The following is a 17257-nucleotide window of genomic DNA, read 5'->3' on the forward strand; positions in this document are numbered from 1 at the left end:
TGTTCGGCGGCGGATGACCTAAGCGATTTCGAGCGACCCCGGACGCCGGGTTCCGGGGCGCAGCTGGAGAATTGCGTCGGCGCGCGCCTTGGCGCATCATCGGGCACGGAGGACGTGCGTGGTGGTCGACAAGGTCACATGGCAAAAGGCTGGACGCGTCACGGAGCCGGGCCGCTACATGTTCCGGTTCGGCTGGCTGACGGTGACGGCTGACGACCTGAAGGTCTGGGAGCGATTCCCCGAGGCTTCCTTCACCCTCGTCAAGAAGCCCGACGCTGGCCCTGACTCCGACGAATACCATCTCGGCCTGTTCGAGTTGCCGACCGGCCCCTCACCCGACAACGGCTAATCTTCGCCCTGCAAATCGGTCTCGGCCGGCGTCGCATCGACGACGGGCCGCGGCGCGCTGGCGGGTGCGCGCAACGTCGTCTCAACCTCACCGTCGCCGGGAACCGCCGGCGACCACGGCCGGTCGATCCCGCCGGGCTTGACCGCATCGATGGCATAGCCGTCCCTGATGCGCCGCAGCACCAGCGCGCCGTGGCGCCGCAACCGCTCGGCATCGATCACCGAAGCCGCGCAGCCCCGCGGTGCCGGCCGCGCGGTCACGATCAGCGCCGCACGCTCGCAATCATCGGCCAGCGCCTCCGGCCGTGTCGCCAGCGCGACGAAGGCGCCGCCGGGCCCCTGCGTCACGCAGCCGCTCGGATCGCAGGAGACACCCTCGCCGAGCGAGGAATCCGTGGCAGTCCGCGCGTCAGCATCCGCCGCCAGCCACTCCTTGACCAGAAATGCGTCCTTCGCGCTGTGCATCAGATGCAGCCGCCCGTCGCCGCCCCGCACCGCGACGTTGCGGCCGTCGGCGGAGACCAGCACGTCCGGCTGCGGCACCCACAGCGCCCAGACCGAGGCCACCACCAACAGCACCGCCCCCGACCAGCGCAGCGGCGTGCGCAAAAGCCCGAGCAGGATGAGGCCGGCGCTTGCCACGACCACCGGCCCGATTCCGAACGCCGCCATCCGGCCGACCGCGCCTGGGAGCGCTGCGACCCATTGCGTCACCAGGATCATCCAATCGATGCCGAACCCCATGATTGCCCAGAACACGCCGTCGAAGCCGAACGGCATGGCGAGCAGCCCGAGCAGGCCGGCCGGCATCACGACCGCCGACACCACCGGCATCGCCGCGAGGTTCGCCAGCAGCCCGTAGGGCGTCACGCGGTGGAAATGGAATGCGGCGTAGGGTGTGGTCGCGAGCCCCGCCACCAGCGAGGCCAGCATCAGCATCGTGAGCTCACGCCCGCCCCACAGCGCGACGCGCGCGGTCGCCGAATGATCGGGCGACGCCAGCAGGTTCGGCAGCCCGATCTGCACCAGCGCCACCAGCCCGAGCGTCGCCGCAAACGACATCTGGAAGCTCGGATGCACCAGTGCTTCGGGCGCGATCGCGAGCACGATCAGCGCCGCCACCGCCAGCGTGCGGAAGGTGATCGCGCGGCGGTCGACGATCACGGCGATCAGCACCACGGCCGTCATGAAGAACGATCGCTGGGTCGCGACCTCCGCCCCCGACAGCAGCAGGTAGAACGCCGCCGCGACGAGCGCGGCCGCCGCCGCCCATTTCTTGATCGGGTGCCCGGCCGTCAGCGCCGGAAACAGCGCAAGCAGCGCACGGATCGTGAAGAACACGACACCCGCGACCACGGCCATGTGGTAGCCGGATATCGACAGCACATGGCCGAGCCCCGAGATGAACATCGCGTCGTTGACCGGCGTCGTGATCGCATCGCGCCGGCCGGTGAGTAGTGCAGTTGCGATCGCGCGCTGATCCCCGTCCAGCGTGGTGCGGATGCGCGCGTCGATGGCATCGCGCAGCCACTGCATGAATGCGGCATAGCGCAACGCAGGGCCACCAGTTGCCGGCGGCTCCCTGGTCTTCACCGCGCCCATCACGAAACCGGATGCGCCGATACCCTGGAAATAGAGGTCGCGGCCGAAATCATAGGAGCCCGGACGCTGCGGCCCGAGCGGCGGCATCAGCCGCGCCTTCAATTCGACGAAGCTGCCGACCTCGGGCGCGGTGCCCTTCTTCACCGAGAGCCTGACGCGCTCGAGTTTTGGCACCTCGCGCTGGCTTTCCATCGACACGACGCGCAGCACGAAGCGGTCCGTCTTCTCCCTGACGTCGCGCGTCTCGACAAAGCCGGTCAGCGCCACGGAATATATCGGCCGCGCCAACACGCCATGGGCGATCCGCGCGGTCTTCCATGTCGCCGTCGCAAATCCCGCCGCGACCGCAGCCAGCATCACGACGGCGGGAAACACCCGGCGCCGCCGCAGCAGCAGTGCCAGCAAGCAGAGCGCGATGGCGACGGTCGCCGCGACCGAGAGCCGCGGCTCGTGCTCGGCCGCAAAATAGAATGCAATGCCGGAGCCGAACGCCACCGGCACCCACGGCAACAGCCGCCCGGCCCCCGTCTCCGCACGCGCCCATTGCCGCAATGTCTCGACGAGAGGACGCCAGATGCTGGCGCGCACCGGAATATAGCCGCCGGCCGGCGCAGCCGTGCGCGGCGGCCACGTCCCCGCGTAGCCACGTCTGCCGCCCGGCGTCGTGCCCTGTTCCGCCATTCCGCTCGCGATCCCTGCCGGGCGGCAGGCTAGCGGATGCCGCAGTCACCCGACTAGCGGAACGGAACCGAAACACGCAACCGAAGGCTGTGGCCTACGAGGACAATTGGACACTCGTTGGGCGACGAGCGCCCCAAAGCCGCGCGCCTAGATCAGCGGCGTCTGCGACGAGACGTGGTGGCAGGCGATCTTCCAGTCGCCGTCCTCGCGCGCGATCACCCAGGTGATCTTGACGGCGAGCGAGGGCGCATCGCCGTCAAGGAAAAAGGACGCGATAGCAGCCATGTTGACGAGATCGGCATTCACCCGTTCGGTCCTGATATCGCTGAACTGTACGCGCGGCGCGTGCCAGCGTGGCAGGCCATCAAAGTAGGCTTTGACCCCCTCGCGGCCGCGATAGAGCATCGGGTTCGAGCCGAAGAAGAACGCGTGCTGCGAGTAGAGCGCAGCAAGCGTATCCGCATCGAGCATGCCGAAACCCGCGGACCATCTGGCGATGATGGCGGAGACGATGTCTTCGGCTTCGTCAGGCATCGATCGCCTCCGTCTGTTGTCCGCGCCGGGTTGCACTAACCCTTGCCGCCGACTTCCTTGGCGAAGGTGTCGCGCAGGCCGATGGTGCGGTTGAACACCAGCCTGTCCGGCGTCGAATCCGCATCGCGCACGAAATAGCCCTGCCGCTCGAACTGCATCACGTCGGGCGAATTGCTCTCGGCGATCGCAGGCTCGACCCGCGCATCGCTCAGCACTTCGAGCGACTGCGGGTTGAGGTCGGCGGCGAAATCGGCGGCGTTCGGGCTCGGGTTGGCGAACAGCTGATTGTAGATGCGGATTTCCGCCGGCTTCGACTGCGCCGCCGGCAACCAGTGCATCGTCGCCTTCACCTTGCGGCCGTCGGGTGCGTTACCGCCCTTGGTCGCGGGATCATACGTCGCGCGCAGCTCGACGATCTCGCCAGCGGCGTTCTTCACGACGCTGGTGCACTTGATGAAGTAGGCATAGCGCAGCCGCACCTCATTGCCCGGCGAGAGGCGGAAGAACTTCTTCGGCGGGTTCTCCATGAAGTCGTCGCGCTCGATATAGAGCTCGCGGCCGAAGGCGACCTTGCGGGTGCCGGCGTCCGGATTGTCGGGATGGTTGATCGCCTCGATCTCCTCGACCTGGCCTTCCGGATAGTTCTCGATCACCACCTTGAGCGGCCGCAGCACCGCCATGCGGCGCAGCGACGTGCGGTTCAGCTCCTCGCGGATGCAGAATTCGAGCATGCCGACATCGACCACGCTGTTGGCCTTGGCGACGCCGATACGCTTGATGAACTCGCGCACCGCAGCCGGCGGCACACCGCGCCGCTTCAGGCCGGCGATGGTCGGCATCCGCGGGTCGTCCCAGCCCGAGACGTGGCCGTCGCGGACGAGCTGGGTCAGCACACGCTTGGACAGCAGCGTGTAGGTCAAATTGAGCCGCGCCATTTCGTATTGGCGCGGCTTCGATGGCACCGGCAGCTTGTCGAGCAGCCACTCATAGAGCGGACGGTGATCCTCGAACTCCAGCGTGCAGATCGAATGGGTGATGCCCTCGATGGCGTCCGACTGGCCGTGCGCGTAGTCGTAGCTCGGATAGATTGACCATTTGTCGCCGGTGCGCGGATGGTGGGCGTGCAGGATGCGGTACAGCACGGGATCGCGCAGGTTGATGTTGCCGGCGGCCATGTCGATTTTGGCGCGCAGCACCCGGACGCCGTTGGTGAACTCGCCGGCCTTCATGCGGCGGAACAGGTCGAGGTTCTCCTCGACCGACCGGTCGCGGAACGGCGAGTTCTTGCCGGGCTCGGTCAGCGTGCCGCGGGACAGCCGGATCTCCTCCTGCGACTGATCGTCGACATAGGCATGGCCCGCCTTGATCAGGCCCTCGGCCCAATCGTACAGGCGCTCGAAATAGTCCGACGCAAAGAAGAGGTTTTTGCCCCAATCGTAGCCGAGCCAATGCACGTCGGCCTGGATCGAGTCGATGTACTCCTGCTCCTCCTTGGTCGGATTGGTGTCATCGAAGCGCAAATTGCACTGGCCACCGAACTCCTGCGCAATGCCGAAATTCAGGGCGATCGACTTGGCGTGGCCGATATGCAGGTAGCCGTTCGGCTCCGGCGGAAAGCGGGTCACGATCCGGTTGTGCTTGTGGGAGGAGAGATCGGCCTGGACGATGTCGCGGATGAAGTCGCGCCCTGCCTCTGCCGTCGTGTCAATCGTCATCAAAGGGTTCCCTGGAGGAGTCAGCTCAACCTTCTGCCAAATTCGCGCCGTCCGGCCAAGCCTGGTTTGGCCGGCAAAAGGTCAGCCGGGGCTTTAGTTATGTTCGGTTCCTGATATACACCACCGCCCATTCCAGCATACGTCGCACTCGATCATGACCAATTCCGTCGTTACCCGCTTCGCCCCCTCGCCGACCGGCTTCCTCCACATCGGGGGTGCCCGCACCGCGCTGTTCAACTGGCTCTATGCCAAGAAGCTCGGCGGCAAGATGCTGCTCCGGATCGAGGACACCGACCGCGAACGCTCGACCAGGGAGGCGATCGACGCCATCCTGGACGGCCTGAAATGGCTCGAGCTCGATTGGGACGGCGACGTCATCTACCAGTTCAGCCGCGCCGCCCGCCATCGCGAGGTCGCCGAGGGCCTGCTCGCCGCCGGGCGCGCCTATTACTGCTACGCCACCCCGGAGGAGCTCACCGCGATGCGCGAGAAGGCGCGCGCCGAGGGCCGCACCCGCCTCTATGACGGCATGTGGCGTGACCGCGATCCGGCGACCGCGCCTTCCGACGTCAAGCCGACCATCCGCCTCAAGGCGCCGCAGACCGGCGAGACCGTGATCGAGGATCAGGTCCAGGGCCGCGTGGTCTGGCAGAACGAGAACCTCGACGACCTAGTCCTGCTCCGCGGCGACGGCACCCCGACCTACATGCTCGCGGTCGTAGTCGACGACCACGATATGGGCGTCACCCACATCATCCGCGGCGACGACCACCTGATCAACGCGGCGCGCCAGAAGCAGATCTACGACGCGCTGGAGTGGGAGCTGCCGAGCATGTCCCACATTCCGCTGATCCATGGGCCTGACGGCTCGAAACTGTCGAAGCGCCATGGCGCGCTCGGCGTCGATGCCTACCGCGCGCTCGGCTATCTGCCGGCCGCCTTGCGCAACTATCTCGTCCGGCTCGGCTGGAGCCATGGCGACCAGGAGATCTTCTCGACCCAGGAGATGATCGACGCGTTCGATCTCTCCGGCATCGGCCGCTCGGCGGCGCGGTTCGATTTCGCAAAGCTGGAGAACCTCAACGGCCACTATATCCGGCAGAGCGACGATCAATCCCTCGTGACCCAATTCGAGAGCGTGCTGGATTATGTTCCTGAAGGCGCCGCGCTGAAGGCCAAGCTCAATGACACCACCCGCGCGCAATTGCTGCGGGCGATGCCGAGCCTGAAGGAGCGCGCCAAGACGCTGATCGAGCTGATCGCGAGCGCCTACTTCATTTTCGCCGATCGCCCGTTGGAGCTCGATCCGAAAGCATCCGCGCTCCTCACGCCGGAAACGCGCGCGTTGATCGGCCGGCTGCGCACCGCGCTGGAAGCCGTCAACGACTGGACGGCCGAAACCACCGAGACCGCCATGCGGAATTTCGCCGAGCAGAACAATCTGAAACTCGGCGCCGTTGCCCAGCCGCTGCGGGTGGCGCTGACGGGACGTACGACATCGCCGGGCATCTTCGACGTGCTGGCCGTTCTGGGACGCCAGGAGTGCCTTGCCCGTCTCGCCGATCAGGCGGCGTGATCCTGCATGGACCCCCTCCAGGGTCCATCTTGCAGCGCACATTGCAATGAGCTACCCATCGCCGGACGCTTTCTCCACAAGCCGTTCCGCCCCGCCATGGGCCGCAAATTAGCGACTGGGCAAGGTCGGTTTTCGCAACGATTTCATCGGGGATCTCACGATGGACGCAAAATCCAGCAAGACAGCCACACTCACCATTGGCAACAAGAACTACGATTTCCCGATCCTGAGCGGCACGGTTGGGCCTGATGTCATCGACATCGGCAAGCTCTACGGCCAGGCCGGGGTGTTCACCTACGACCCCGGCTTCACCTCGACCGGCAGCTGCCAGTCTAAGATCACCTATATCGACGGCGACGCCGGTATCCTCGAATACCGCGGCTACCCGATCGAGCAGCTCGCCGAGAACGGCGACTTCCTCGAAACCTGCTACCTGCTGCTCTACGGGGAGCTTCCGACCCCGGCGCAGAAGAAGGACTTCGACCATCGCGTGATCCACCACACGATGGTGCACGAGCAGATGGCGCGTTTCTTCCAGGGCTTCCGCCGCGACGCGCATCCGATGGCGATCATGGTTGCTGCGGTCGGCGCGCTCGCCGCGTTCTACCATGACTCCACCGACATCAACGATCCGAAGCAGCGCATGATCGCCTCGATGCGGATGATCGCGAAGGTGCCGACGCTGGCGGCGATGGCCTACAAATACACCATCGGCCAGCCCTTCGTGTATCCGAAGAACTCGCTGTCCTTCGCCGAGAACTTCCTGCAGATGTGCTTTGCGGTGCCGTGCGAGGACTACAAGATCAACCCGGTGCTCGCCGACGCGCTCGACAAGATCTTCATCCTGCATGCCGACCACGAGCAGAACGCGTCGACCTCGACGGTGCGTATCGCCGGCTCCTCCGGCGCCAACCCGTTCGCCTGCATCGCGGCCGGCATCGCCTGCCTGTGGGGTCCAGCCCATGGCGGCGCCAACGAAGCCGCGCTCGCCATGCTGTCGTCGATCGGAACGGTCGACAAGATTCCCGAATTCATCGCCAAGGTGAAGGACAAGAACAGCGAAGTCCGCCTGATGGGCTTCGGTCACCGGGTCTACAAGAACTATGATCCGCGCGCCAAGATCATGCAGAAGATGTGTCACGCGGTGCTGGCCGAGACCGGCCATGGCGATGACCCGATGCTGAAGGTTGCGCTCGAGCTCGAGAAGATCGCACTCAGCGATCCCTACTTCATCGACCGCAAGCTCTACCCGAACGTCGACTTCTATTCGGGCATCACGCTGAAGGCGATGGGCTTCCCGACCTCGATGTTCACCGTGCTGTTCGCGGTCGCCCGCACCGTCGGCTGGATCAGCCAGTGGAGCGAGATGATCGAGGATCCGCAGCAGAAGATCGGCCGTCCGCGCCAGCTCTACACCGGCGTGGCGCGCCGCGACTATGTGACGATCGACAAGCGCAAGTAAGCTTCATCTCTGACAAGTTCGAGACGGCGCCATCATTCCTGATGGCGCCGTTTTCGTTTGCCGCGGGCGACTTCGGTCGCGAGCGCATCGAGACGCGGCAGCCAGAACGCCCTGAACCGGTCGAGCCAGGCGTCGACCTCGCGCAGCCGCCCCGGCTCCACGGCATAGATGCGGCGCGTACCGTCGGCGCGCACCGACGCGAAACCGGCGTCCCGCAGGATCCGCAGCTGCTGCGAGACCGCCGATTGGGTAATGCCGAACTCGCGCTGCACGACGGCGACGACATCGCCAGAACTGTGCTCGCCGGTCGCCAGCAATTCCAGGATGCGCCGGCGAACGGGATCGCCAAGGATGTCGAAGGCGTGCACGGTCGCTAGCCTCCACCGCCCGGCTCAGGCTCGCCGCAATAGAACGCCGTCGTGGTGGCCGCGGCCCGGCGTGCCGCCGTCTCGTCGGTTCCTGCCTTGATCGAGGCCCTGCACCAGTCCGCGCTGCTGCGGCGGATGAAATCCTTGCCGTCCTCGGAGCCGGGCCACGCCTCCGCGGTCGTCCGATCGAACTGCCCTCCAGGGCCTGCGGCGACATAGAGCGCAAGCCCGATCAAGGCGAGGTCCCAGCCGACACCGACCGCGCCGGGTCCATAGCGATCCCAGAAGTCGCCCTCGATCAGCGAGAGGTGCTCAAGCTCGAGCCGCGTGCCGCCGGCGGCATCGTCGGCCAGGGTCACGGTGAGCCAGCTGACGGCGCCCATCGCCTCCCAGGTCACCGCGAGCCGGCGCGGAGGCTCACACGTCGTGATTTCCCCGCCCGCCTGGCCCTGGAACTGATATCGGCCGCCCAACCTCAGATCGCCCGAGATCGGCAGGAACCAGCGCGGAATGCGCTCGGGATTGGTCAGCGCGTCCCAGAGATCGGCGATGTCGGTGTCGTAGCTGCGGGTCGCGATGACAGCCCGCGCCGGCTTGCCGTCGTGGTCCCGGACGGCGACTTCGCGAACAACAGCTCCGACATAGGCAACAGGATCGATCTTCATGCGAGGCTCCGTACTAATATTAGCCATAGCTAATATTAGTACGGCCTAAATCTCTGAAGCAAGCGGAACCGTTGCGGCAGTATGCCGCCCGCTGGCGGGTACTGGCCGAAATAGGCCACTCGCCAGATCAAAATCGACCACTCTCGGTGACGCCTCGTCCGAGGGACACTCCAGCCGCGATCCAAACTGGATTCGATCTCGACAAAAAATGAAAGAGGCCGCCAACTGAGCGGCCCCCAATGACGCTTCTGGCGCGGGCTATTTCAGCGAGCCCTCGACGGCGAAAATGTGGAATGTGGCGTACTTGTCTCCAATCTTGCGAGCTTCCTTGTACGCTGGCAAATCGTAAGCCGCCTTAGCTGCTTCCATACTATCGTAGAGCCGCACAGTAACGCGCGACTTCGCTGGTTCTCCGCTGATGGTAACCGGCTTTCCCGTGGCAAGCGCCTTGCCGAGATTCGCCTGAACGAGCGGTAGAAACTCCTTCGCGTAGGCGTCGGCGTTCGAAATGTCGATTTCCGCGATAACGTAGACAGGCGGCTTGGCTTGCGCGTGAAGGCCTTGAATTGCGAGCCCACCGACCGCAACGCCTGCGAGCATCGATAATGCCACTGTGTAGCGGGTTTTCATGACTTCCCCTCCATTGCCGCCGATGATCCGGCGGGAGGCAAGCAATGGTAAACTCAGATGTCGCGCGTGCCTGAGCAAAATTGCACACTCTGGAGACACGCCACCGCCGATTTCAAAACAGACCACCACGGGTCAAACCAGCCCCCACTGACGACGCGTTGAGCGAATGACTAGGTCGAACTCCGGTCCATCTCCGCCAGCACGATGTCGGCGGCGCGGACGCTCGGGGGCTGGTCGCCGGTCGACATCTTCCCGTCCATCGTCGCGAACGCCACGAGTTGCCGCAGACGGTCGGGCGAGTCCGCGATTACATCGCCCAGCGCATGCGCGAGCTTGTCCGGCGTGCAGTTCTCCTGCAGGAACTCGGGAATGATGTCGCTGCCGATCACGAGATTGGCAAGGATCACCGACGACACCCGGATCGCACGGCGCAGGATGAACGCCTCGGCGGCGCCGACGCGATAGGCCGTCACCATCGGAATGCCTGACAGCGCGAGCTCCAGCGTCACCGTACCCGACTTTGCGAGCGCCGCGCGGGCCACGCGGAATGCGGCGCGCTTCTCGGTCTCGCCGACGGCAAGCCGCGGCACCACGGGCCACGACGCGACGCCTTCGCGCACCATGGCCTCGAGATGCGGCATGGTCGGAAGCACGAGCTCGAACGGGGTTTGCTTGTTGAGCTGGCCGAGCGCCGCGCCGAACAGCGCCAGATGATGTCTGATCTCGCTGCGCCGGCTGCCGGGCAGCACCAGCAGCACCGGCGGCTGCGCATCGCGCCGCTTCTGTTCCTCCTCGTTGGGCCGCAGCGAGGTGAGCTGCTCGGTCAGGGGATGGCCGACATAGCTGCATGGCGGCCCCTGCAGCTTGCGATATTCCTCCGGTTCGAACGGCAGCAGTGCCAGCACGTGATCGACATAGCCTCGCATCGCGCGCGCCCGGCCCGGCCGCCACGCCCAGACCGATGGCGACACGTAGTTGACGATCGGAATGTTCGGGTTGCGCGCGCGAACGCGGCGCGCGACGCGGTGGGTGAAGTCAGGGCTGTCGATGATGACGAGCATGTCGGGCGCAGCATCGAGCACGGCATCGGCCGTACGCCTGATCAATTGCAGGATCTTCGGCAATTGCTTCACGACGGCGGCAAATCCAATGATCGAGAGCTCCTCGATCGGAAACAACGGATCGATGCCCTCGCCGGTCATCTGCCGGCCACCGACGCCGGAAAATTGTACGGCATCGCCGAGGCGCTGGCGCAGCACCTTCATCAGTGCCGCGCCGAGGCGGTCACCGGACTCCTCGGTCGCGATGAGGAAGATCTTGCCGCGGCGGCTGGGACTATGCGCCTGCATCAGCCCGCCAGTCCGATGACAAACAGCCCCTTGGCGTCGGCGGCCTCGATCAGGCCCTGCGGATCGGCGGCGAGCGTGTTGCCGGCGATCACGGCGATGCCGGCGATGCCCGCCGCGGCCGCGCCCTCGACCGTGCGTGGACCGATGGTGGGCAGATCGAAGCGGAGATCCTGCTTGCTCTTCGGCGCCTTCATCAGCACGCCGCGGCCGGTCTTGGCGCGGATACGGCCGTCGGCACGGAGCCGCGCCACCCGCGCCAACAGCCCATCGGTGCCTTCGATGTCCTCGACCGCAACCACGTGACCGTCGATCACCACGGCCGCCTGACCGATGTCGAACGGTCCAAGCGCATCGAGCACGCCGCGTCCGCGCGCGATGTCGGCGAGCGCGCTCGAGTCCGGCGTCGTGCGCGTCACGGCGCCCTCCGGCATCAGCAGGTCCGGCGCGACATCCTTGATTCCGACCATGCGAAATCCCTGCTGCTCGAGGATGCGGCCGACGCTCGACAGCAGGTGATCGTCACCGCCGCGGAATGCGCGCACGACATGGCCGAGCAGCCGCAGCGTGCCCCAGTCGAGCCGGATCTCCGACAGCGCGGGACGCACCAGGGTGCCGATGAAGATCAGGTCGCGGCAGCCTTCGTCGCGGAACAACCGGGTCGCGCGTCCGAGCTGGCCGACCGAGATCCAGCGGTGACGAAACCGCTGCGCGCGCGCCGGATCGCAGGCGCCACGCAGCGCGAACAGCACCGGCGTGATGCCGCGCGCGGTGAGCTGATCGGCGACCGCGAACGGCATGGCGCCGCCGCCGGCGATCACGCCGACCGGCGAGGAAAGCGAGGGAGCCGCTGACGTCATGCTGGCGGCCATCCCCTGCTCAATTGACGTCGGCGGGAAGACAGAGCGGCCGGAGCTTGCCGCCCTCGATGAAGGCAAGGATTTCCGCGATCGCAGGATCCTCACCCGCCAGCGGCTGCACCGAAGCCAGCCGCTCGGCGAAGATGCCGGGACCGTGGAACAGTTTTTGATAGAACGCGCGCACCGTCGCCAGTCGCGCCTTGGTGAACTGGCGCCGCCGCATGCCGATGATGTTGAGCCCTTCGAGCACTGCGTATTGACCGTTGGCTAACCCGAACGGGATGATGTCGCCGCGCACGCCGCAGACACCGCCGATCATCACCTGCGGGCCGACGCGGGTGAACTGGTGCACCGCCGACAGGCCGCCGATATAGACGAAGTCGCCGATCTCGCAGTGGCCGCCGAGCGTTGCTGACGTCGCGAAGATCACGCCGTTGCCGACCATGCAGTCATGGCCGACATGGCTGTTGTTCATGAAGAAGCCGCGATCGCCGACGTGGGTGAGCCCGCCGCCCTTGACCGTGCCGACATTCATCGTCACGCCTTCGCGGATCGTGCAGGCCTCGCCGACTTCGAGACGGGTTGGCTCGCCGCGATAGCTGAGATCCTGCGGCGGCCCGCCGAGCGCGGCAAACGGCGAGATGATGCAGCCGGCGCCGATCTTCGTATGCCCGCTGATCGTGACATGCGCGATCAGCTTGCAGTTCTCGCCCAGCACGACGTTGGGGCCGATGATGCAGTACGGACCGATCTCGGTGCCGGCCCCGATCACAGCGCCATCGGCAATCCGCGCAGTGGGGTCGATCATGCTCATGTCGTTACGGTCCGGAATTCGTGAGTGGCGCCAAGGCGCTATCAAGGCGTTATGCAGTCGATTTGGGCGGTCGTTAGCGCGACTTTGCCCGCCCTGTCCAGTGACGTATGATGACGACCTGTTGCAAACGAGAAGGTCGCAACCGATCCATGGTCCGGGCCGCCGCGCTGATCCTCAGCCTGTTCTCCGCGCCGATCGGGCCGGAGACCGTCGATCTCGGCAACAGCACGAGCGTCGATCTCTCGTCCTTCGACTGCCGCGACATCAACCGCAGCACGATCGTCCAGCGCGTCTGCTACAGCGCGAGCGAACGCACGCTGCTGGTCGCGGTCAGGGGCAGCTACCAGCACTATTGCGGCGTGCCCACGGAGACCTACGACGCGCTGATGATCGCACCATCGATGGGCGTCTTCCTCAATCGCGTCCTGCGCATCGCCGGCGCGGACGGCCGTTACGCGTGCAGGACGTCGTGACCTCGGCCGCCGAGGGCTTCTTTTCTTGACGCGTTTTCTTCACGTGAACCGGGGGCCACTTCGCTCGAAAACGCACTAATCCGTCAGCATCGCGCCGACATCGGCCTCGGCGACAACCTGACCGTTGACCTTGGCGTCGCCGTGAAACCACCACATCGTCTTGCGGCGGCCGAGCGAGCGCATGTGGTACTCGATGGTGTCGCCGGGCATCACCGGCTTCCTGAACTTGCACTTGTCGATGGTGAGGAAATACACCGCGCGCGGCTTCTCGGTGCCCTCGACCGACTTGATGCCGATCACGCCGGCGGTCTGCGCCATCGCCTCGATCATCATCACGCCGGGGTAAACCGGGCGATCCGGGAAATGCCCCTGGAACGGCGGCTCGTTGAAAGTGACGTTCTTGATGCCGATACCGCTGTAGTCGGTGCGGATCTTGATCACGCGGTCGATCAGCAACATCGGAAAGCGATGCGGGAGCGTCTTCAGGATATCGTTGATATCCACGAGCTCGAATTTGACCGGTGCCTCCTCCATCACTCCTGTTCCTTGCCTTTGGCTTCGTTGTCGCGCACGAGGCGCTCCACCGCGATAATTTCCCTGAACCACTGCTTGGTCGGCTTGGCGAAATGCCCGCCCCAGCGACCATTGGCCGGAATGTCGTCCTTGACCGCGCTCATCGCCGTCACCTGGGCGCCGTCGCCGATCTTGAGGTGGTTGTTGATGCCCACCTTGGCGCCGAGCGCGACATTGTCGCCGATCGTCAGGCTGCCGGCGAGCCCGATCTGGGCCGCGAGCAGGCAGTGCCGGCCGATGGTCACATTGTGGCCGATCTGGACCTGGTTGTCGATTTTAGTGCCCTCGCCGATCACGGTGTCGCGCAGGGAACCGCGGTCGATGGTCGAGGCAGCGCCGACCTCGACATTGTTCTGGATCACCACGCGGCCGGTCTGCGGCACCTTCACGTGCCCTGCCGGCCCGAAGAAGATGAAGCCGTAGCCGTCCTGGCCGATATTGCAGGCTGGGTGGATCAGCACGTTGTTGCCGATCAGCGCGAACTGAATGGTGGTCTTGGCGCCGACATTGCAGTCGCGGCCGATCTTGACGTCGGCGCCGATCACCGCGCCGGCGCCGATGATGGTGCCGGAGCCGATCTCGACCCGCGGGCCGATCACGACCAGCGGATCGACGATGACGCCGTCCTCGAGGCGCGCGGTGGGATCGATGATCGCCGACGGGGCGACGCCCTCGGTGCCGAACCAGGATTGCGGCCGCAGCGCATCGGCGTGCCATTCGCGGGCGAGCTCGACGAACACCTGGAACGGCTTCGCGGCGCGCAGCACGGCGGTGCCGTTCGGCACCTGCGCCTCGAAACGCGGGCTGACCAGGCAGGCGCCGGCCTTGGTCGCGGCGAGTTGGTCGACGTATTTGAGATTGTCGAAAAACGCGAGATGCATCGGACCGGCCTCGTCGAGCGAGGCCAGCCCCCTGATCTGAAGCGCGCCCCTTTCGGGGTCGACCAGTTGCGCCTTCGTCAGCGCGGCGATTTCAGCCAGCGATGACGAAGGAGGACTTTTGAAGAAGATCGGCTGCGCCATTCCATCCGTCGCAGTCCGGTCGAGCCGCGGTGTTAGAAAGTCGTACCGCCGCCAAACCGGAATTCTTGCACGCGGTCATACGCACCCTTGGTCAGCGGCACAGCGTAGTCGAAGCGCAGCGGACCAAACGGCGACTGCCAGATCAGGCCGACACCGACGGAGGTACGGACAACCTTGCTGTCGTCAAAACTCAGGCCAAGGCAGGTACCCGGAGACGGCGGGTTGTTCGTCGGCCTCACGCAGTTAGCCGTGTTGACTTCGCCCGTCGCCGCCCACGAGGTCGGTCCCTTATAGTCGTACAGGCCGCCGGCGTCGGCATAGACCGCGCCCTTGAGCCCGACTTCCTTCGGCAGGAACCAGAACGGCATCTGCAGCTCCGCCGACACGCCCCAGTACTTGGTGCCGCCGACCGCGTCCATGGTGCCGTAGGGATTGATGTCACGCGGACCAATGCCGTTCGGCGCAAAGCCGCGGACCAGGTTCGGGCCCATCTGGAAGTGATCCAGCATGCGCAGTTCGTCGCTGCCCAGCTTGTTCAGGATGCCGCCCTGGGCGTGGATCACGCCGACGATATCCGACACCAGCGGGGTGTAGTACTTCGCGTCGATCGCGCTCTTGATGTAGCTGACGTCGCCGCCGACGCCGGCGAAGTCCTGCTTGAAGTCGATGATCAGACCGTCGGTCGGGTTCTTGTTGTTGTCGAGCGTGTTGTAGTTGAGCGTATAGCCCAGCGCCGAGGTCAGCGTCTTGCCGCCCGCCAGCTCCTTGCGGACCGGCAGCGAGGCTTCGCCATCGCTGTAGCAGCCGAGACCGTTGGTCGACACCAGGCTGATCCCGTTCAGGTTCGCATAGGCCGGGCTCGGATTGAACGCAGGATTGGGCGTTACACCGTCAGACAGGAAGGGATTGTTGTTACAGTTGTTGAGCGTCGACGGCAGGGTGATTTCCTGCTGATAGATCGAGTAGCGCAGCTGCAACGACAGGTCTTCCCGCAGGCTGAAGCCAAGCCGCGGGCTGAAGCCGAGCGTCTTGGTGCCGTAGGCGATGTAGCTGTTGGACAGCTGCTGGCGCTGGTAGAAATCGAGGCCGAGCGCGACGCGGTAGTCGAGCAGATAGGGCTCGACGAACGACAGCGAGTAGCCGCGGGCATACTGGCCGTAGGTCACCGACGCCTTCGCGAACAGGCCGCGGCCGAGCAGGTTGCGCTCGGAGACGCTGACTTCAGCCAGCGCGCCATCGGTGGTCGAATAGCCGCCCGACACCGAGAAGTCGCCGGTCGACTTCTCCTCGAGATCGACGATCAGGATGACGCGATCGCTGGAGGATCCGGGTTCGGTGGTGATCTTCACCGTCTTGAAGAAGTCGAGGTTCTTCAGCCGGCGCTCGGCACGGTCGACCAGCGCACGGTTGTAGGCGTCGCCTTCCGAGATATCGAATTCGCGGCGGATCACGTAGTCGCGCGTGCGGCTGTTGCCGCGGATGTTGATGCGCTCGATATAGGTGCGCGGACCTTCATCGATCGCGAAGGTGATCGACACCGTGTGATTGTCAAAATTGCGATCGCCGCGCGGACGGACCACCGCGAACGCGTAGCCGCGGCGCGACGCCTCGATCTGCATCTCCTCGACCGACTTCTCCAGCGCCTCGGCGTTGTAGAGCGAGCCGATATTGACGCGCGAGAACGAGCGCAGCGCGTTCGGATCGAGCGTTGCGATCGACGACGTATAGTTGACGGCCGCGACGCGGTACTGCTGGCCCTCTTCGATCTTAAAGGTAACCAGGAAGCCCTTCTTGTCGGGATCGTATTCGGTCAGCGCGGCCACGACCTGAACGTCGGCGTAGCCGTTCTTGAGATAGAAGCGGCGCAACAGGTCACGGTCGGCCTCGACCCGGTCGGGGTCGTAGACGTCGTTGCCGCCGAGGAAGCTCAACAGGTTTGATTCGCGGGTCTTGATGACGTCGCGCAGGCGGGACGCCGAGTAGGCATTGTTGCCCAGGAACTCGATCGACCGCACACCGGTCTTCACGCCTTCATTGACCTCAAAGATCAGGTCGACGCGGTTGTTCGGCTGCTCGATGATCTGCGGATTGACCCGCACGTCGTAGCGGCCCGAACGGCGGTAGATTTCGGCGATGCGCAGGGCATCCGACTGCACCATCGGGCGCGAGAAGGTGCCGCGCGGCTTGGACTGGACTTCGGCGGTGAGCTGCTCGTCCTTGACCTTCTTGTTGCCTTCGAAGGCAACGCGGCCAATCACCGGGTTCTCGACCACGACCACAACGAGGCGCCCGCCCCGCTGATCGATATGGACGTCCTGGAACAGGCCGGTCTCGATCAGCGCCTTCAGGCCGTCGTCGATCTGGGCCTGGCCCAGCCGACCGCCCGGTCCGGGATGGAAATAGGAACGGATGGTTTCGAGCTCGACGCGGCGGTTCCCCTCCACCGTGATCGAATCGACCGTCTGCGCAAGCGCAGGCGCAGAGACAGCAACGGCCGCCAAGGTGGCCGCCACCGGCGCGGCGAACATGACCAAGGCGGCGAACAGCCCCCCCCTCACTCGCATTCCAAACATCATGCGCAACGCGCC

At 65.3% G+C, this 17257-nt stretch carries 16 protein-coding genes; 4 read left to right on the top strand and 12 right to left on the bottom strand.

Annotated elements, in window-relative coordinates; translation table 11 throughout:
• Positions 1–121 precede the first annotated feature (121 nt).
• A complete protein-coding gene (locus AAFG13_RS05650) occupies positions 122–349 on the top strand; it encodes a hypothetical protein (protein ID WP_342713556.1) in 228 nt (75 codons plus the stop codon).
• On the opposite strand, the gene AAFG13_RS05655 is transcribed toward AAFG13_RS05650, so the two are convergent.
• The 3 genes from AAFG13_RS05655 to AAFG13_RS05665 all read right to left on the bottom strand — a co-directional run bounded on the left by AAFG13_RS05655 (position 346) and on the right by AAFG13_RS05665 (position 4880).
• Positions 346–2631, bottom strand: a complete 2286-nt coding sequence (locus tag AAFG13_RS05655; protein ID WP_342711386.1) for a ComEC/Rec2 family competence protein — start codon at positions 2629–2631, stop codon at positions 346–348. The two genes, AAFG13_RS05650 and AAFG13_RS05655, sit on opposite strands and share 4 nt — an antisense overlap.
• A 147-nt stretch (positions 2632–2778) precedes the next feature.
• A complete protein-coding gene (locus AAFG13_RS05660) occupies positions 2779–3165 on the bottom strand; it encodes a nuclear transport factor 2 family protein (RefSeq protein WP_342711387.1) in 387 nt (128 codons plus the stop codon).
• A gap of 35 nt (positions 3166–3200) precedes the next feature.
• Complete coding sequence (locus tag AAFG13_RS05665; protein ID WP_342711388.1) at positions 3201–4880, bottom strand: glutamine--tRNA ligase/YqeY domain fusion protein; 1680 nt, start codon at positions 4878–4880, stop codon at positions 3201–3203.
• 154 nt (positions 4881–5034) lie between these two features.
• Here AAFG13_RS05665 and gltX point away from each other — a divergent pair, with 154 nt between their 5' ends.
• Positions 5035–6456, top strand: coding sequence for a glutamate--tRNA ligase (gene gltX, locus AAFG13_RS05670; RefSeq protein WP_212314785.1), 1422 nt, complete (start codon positions 5035–5037; stop codon positions 6454–6456).
• Positions 6457–6616: 160 nt separating this feature from the next.
• Positions 6617–7918 carry a citrate synthase gene (gene gltA, locus AAFG13_RS05675; RefSeq protein WP_212314787.1) on the top strand — a complete coding sequence of 434 codons (1302 nt, stop codon included), beginning with the start codon at positions 6617–6619 and terminating at the stop codon, positions 7916–7918.
• A gap of 32 nt (positions 7919–7950) precedes the next feature.
• Here gltA and AAFG13_RS05680 read toward each other — a convergent pair whose 3' ends face one another.
• The 6 genes from AAFG13_RS05680 to lpxA form a co-directional block, all read right to left on the bottom strand.
• Positions 7951–8286 (bottom strand): metalloregulator ArsR/SmtB family transcription factor, encoded by a 336-nt coding sequence (locus AAFG13_RS05680; protein WP_173642821.1) that lies wholly within the window; start codon positions 8284–8286, stop codon positions 7951–7953.
• A 5-nt stretch (positions 8287–8291) separates the two neighbouring features.
• Positions 8292–8951 (bottom strand): SRPBCC family protein, encoded by a 660-nt coding sequence (locus AAFG13_RS05685; protein ID WP_342711389.1) that lies wholly within the window; start codon positions 8949–8951, stop codon positions 8292–8294.
• Between the two features lie 258 nt (positions 8952–9209).
• On the bottom strand, positions 9210–9581 hold the full coding sequence (locus tag AAFG13_RS05690) for a DUF1330 domain-containing protein (protein ID WP_342711390.1): 372 nt from the start codon (positions 9579–9581) through the stop codon (positions 9210–9212).
• Positions 9582–9751: 170 nt separating this feature from the next.
• A complete protein-coding gene (lpxB, locus tag AAFG13_RS05695; protein WP_212314795.1) occupies positions 9752–10930 on the bottom strand; it encodes a lipid-A-disaccharide synthase in 1179 nt (392 codons plus the stop codon).
• On the bottom strand, positions 10930–11787 hold the full coding sequence (lpxI, locus tag AAFG13_RS05700) for a UDP-2,3-diacylglucosamine diphosphatase LpxI (RefSeq protein ID WP_342711391.1): 858 nt from the start codon (positions 11785–11787) through the stop codon (positions 10930–10932). Before lpxI ends, lpxB begins: the two co-directional genes overlap by 1 nt.
• A gap of 19 nt (positions 11788–11806) precedes the next feature.
• Positions 11807–12601 carry an acyl-ACP--UDP-N-acetylglucosamine O-acyltransferase gene (gene lpxA, locus AAFG13_RS05705; RefSeq protein WP_342711392.1) on the bottom strand — a complete coding sequence of 265 codons (795 nt, stop codon included), beginning with the start codon at positions 12599–12601 and terminating at the stop codon, positions 11807–11809.
• A 149-nt stretch (positions 12602–12750) separates the two neighbouring features.
• Between lpxA and AAFG13_RS05710 the strand changes: the two genes are divergently transcribed.
• Entirely contained in the window at positions 12751–13074 is a 324-nt protein-coding gene (locus AAFG13_RS05710; protein WP_212314799.1) for a KTSC domain-containing protein, read from the top strand.
• Between the two features lie 75 nt (positions 13075–13149).
• On the opposite strand, the gene fabZ is transcribed toward AAFG13_RS05710, so the two are convergent.
• From fabZ to bamA, 3 genes are read right to left on the bottom strand one after another with little or no spacing between them, the layout of a single operon-like run.
• Positions 13150–13608 carry a 3-hydroxyacyl-ACP dehydratase FabZ gene (gene fabZ, locus AAFG13_RS05715; RefSeq protein WP_016841580.1) on the bottom strand — a complete coding sequence of 153 codons (459 nt, stop codon included), beginning with the start codon at positions 13606–13608 and terminating at the stop codon, positions 13150–13152.
• Positions 13608–14669, bottom strand: a complete 1062-nt coding sequence (gene lpxD, locus AAFG13_RS05720) for a UDP-3-O-(3-hydroxymyristoyl)glucosamine N-acyltransferase (protein ID WP_342711393.1) — start codon at positions 14667–14669, stop codon at positions 13608–13610. The genes fabZ and lpxD overlap by 1 nt, the downstream gene beginning before the upstream one ends.
• A 32-nt stretch (positions 14670–14701) precedes the next feature.
• Positions 14702–17245 carry an outer membrane protein assembly factor BamA gene (bamA, locus tag AAFG13_RS05725; protein WP_212314801.1) on the bottom strand — a complete coding sequence of 848 codons (2544 nt, stop codon included), beginning with the start codon at positions 17243–17245 and terminating at the stop codon, positions 14702–14704.
• Positions 17246–17257 lie beyond the last annotated feature (12 nt).

The sequence above is a fragment of the Bradyrhizobium sp. B124 genome, from assembly GCF_038967635.1.
Lineage (GTDB): Bacteria > Pseudomonadota > Alphaproteobacteria > Rhizobiales > Xanthobacteraceae > Bradyrhizobium.

Bases quoted from the DNA above. Each gene is read 5' to 3' on its own strand.
- fabZ (WP_016841580.1), bottom strand. From the start codon at position 13,608: ATGGAGGAGGCACCGGTCAAATTCGAGCTCGTGGATATCAACGATATC.
- lpxA (WP_342711392.1), bottom strand. From the start codon at position 12,601: ATGAGCATGATCGACCCCACTGCGCGGATTGCCGATGGCGCTGTGATC.
- lpxI (WP_342711391.1), bottom strand. From the start codon at position 11,787: ATGACGTCAGCGGCTCCCTCGCTTTCCTCGCCGGTCGGCGTGATCGCC.
- gltA (WP_212314787.1), top strand. From the start codon at position 6,617: ATGGACGCAAAATCCAGCAAGACAGCCACACTCACCATTGGCAACAAG.
- lpxD (WP_342711393.1), bottom strand. From the start codon at position 14,669: ATGGCGCAGCCGATCTTCTTCAAAAGTCCTCCTTCGTCATCGCTGGCT.
- AAFG13_RS05660 (WP_342711387.1), bottom strand. From the start codon at position 3,165: ATGCCTGACGAAGCCGAAGACATCGTCTCCGCCATCATCGCCAGATGG.
- AAFG13_RS05710 (WP_212314799.1), top strand. From the start codon at position 12,751: ATGGTCCGGGCCGCCGCGCTGATCCTCAGCCTGTTCTCCGCGCCGATC.
- AAFG13_RS05685 (WP_342711389.1), bottom strand. From the start codon at position 8,951: ATGAAGATCGATCCTGTTGCCTATGTCGGAGCTGTTGTTCGCGAAGTC.
- AAFG13_RS05655 (WP_342711386.1), bottom strand. From the start codon at position 2,631: ATGGCGGAACAGGGCACGACGCCGGGCGGCAGACGTGGCTACGCGGGG.
- gltX (WP_212314785.1), top strand. From the start codon at position 5,035: ATGACCAATTCCGTCGTTACCCGCTTCGCCCCCTCGCCGACCGGCTTC.
- lpxB (WP_212314795.1), bottom strand. From the start codon at position 10,930: ATGCAGGCGCATAGTCCCAGCCGCCGCGGCAAGATCTTCCTCATCGCG.
- bamA (WP_212314801.1), bottom strand. From the start codon at position 17,245: ATGATGTTTGGAATGCGAGTGAGGGGGGGGCTGTTCGCCGCCTTGGTC.
- AAFG13_RS05690 (WP_342711390.1), bottom strand. From the start codon at position 9,581: ATGAAAACCCGCTACACAGTGGCATTATCGATGCTCGCAGGCGTTGCG.
- AAFG13_RS05665 (WP_342711388.1), bottom strand. From the start codon at position 4,880: ATGACGATTGACACGACGGCAGAGGCAGGGCGCGACTTCATCCGCGAC.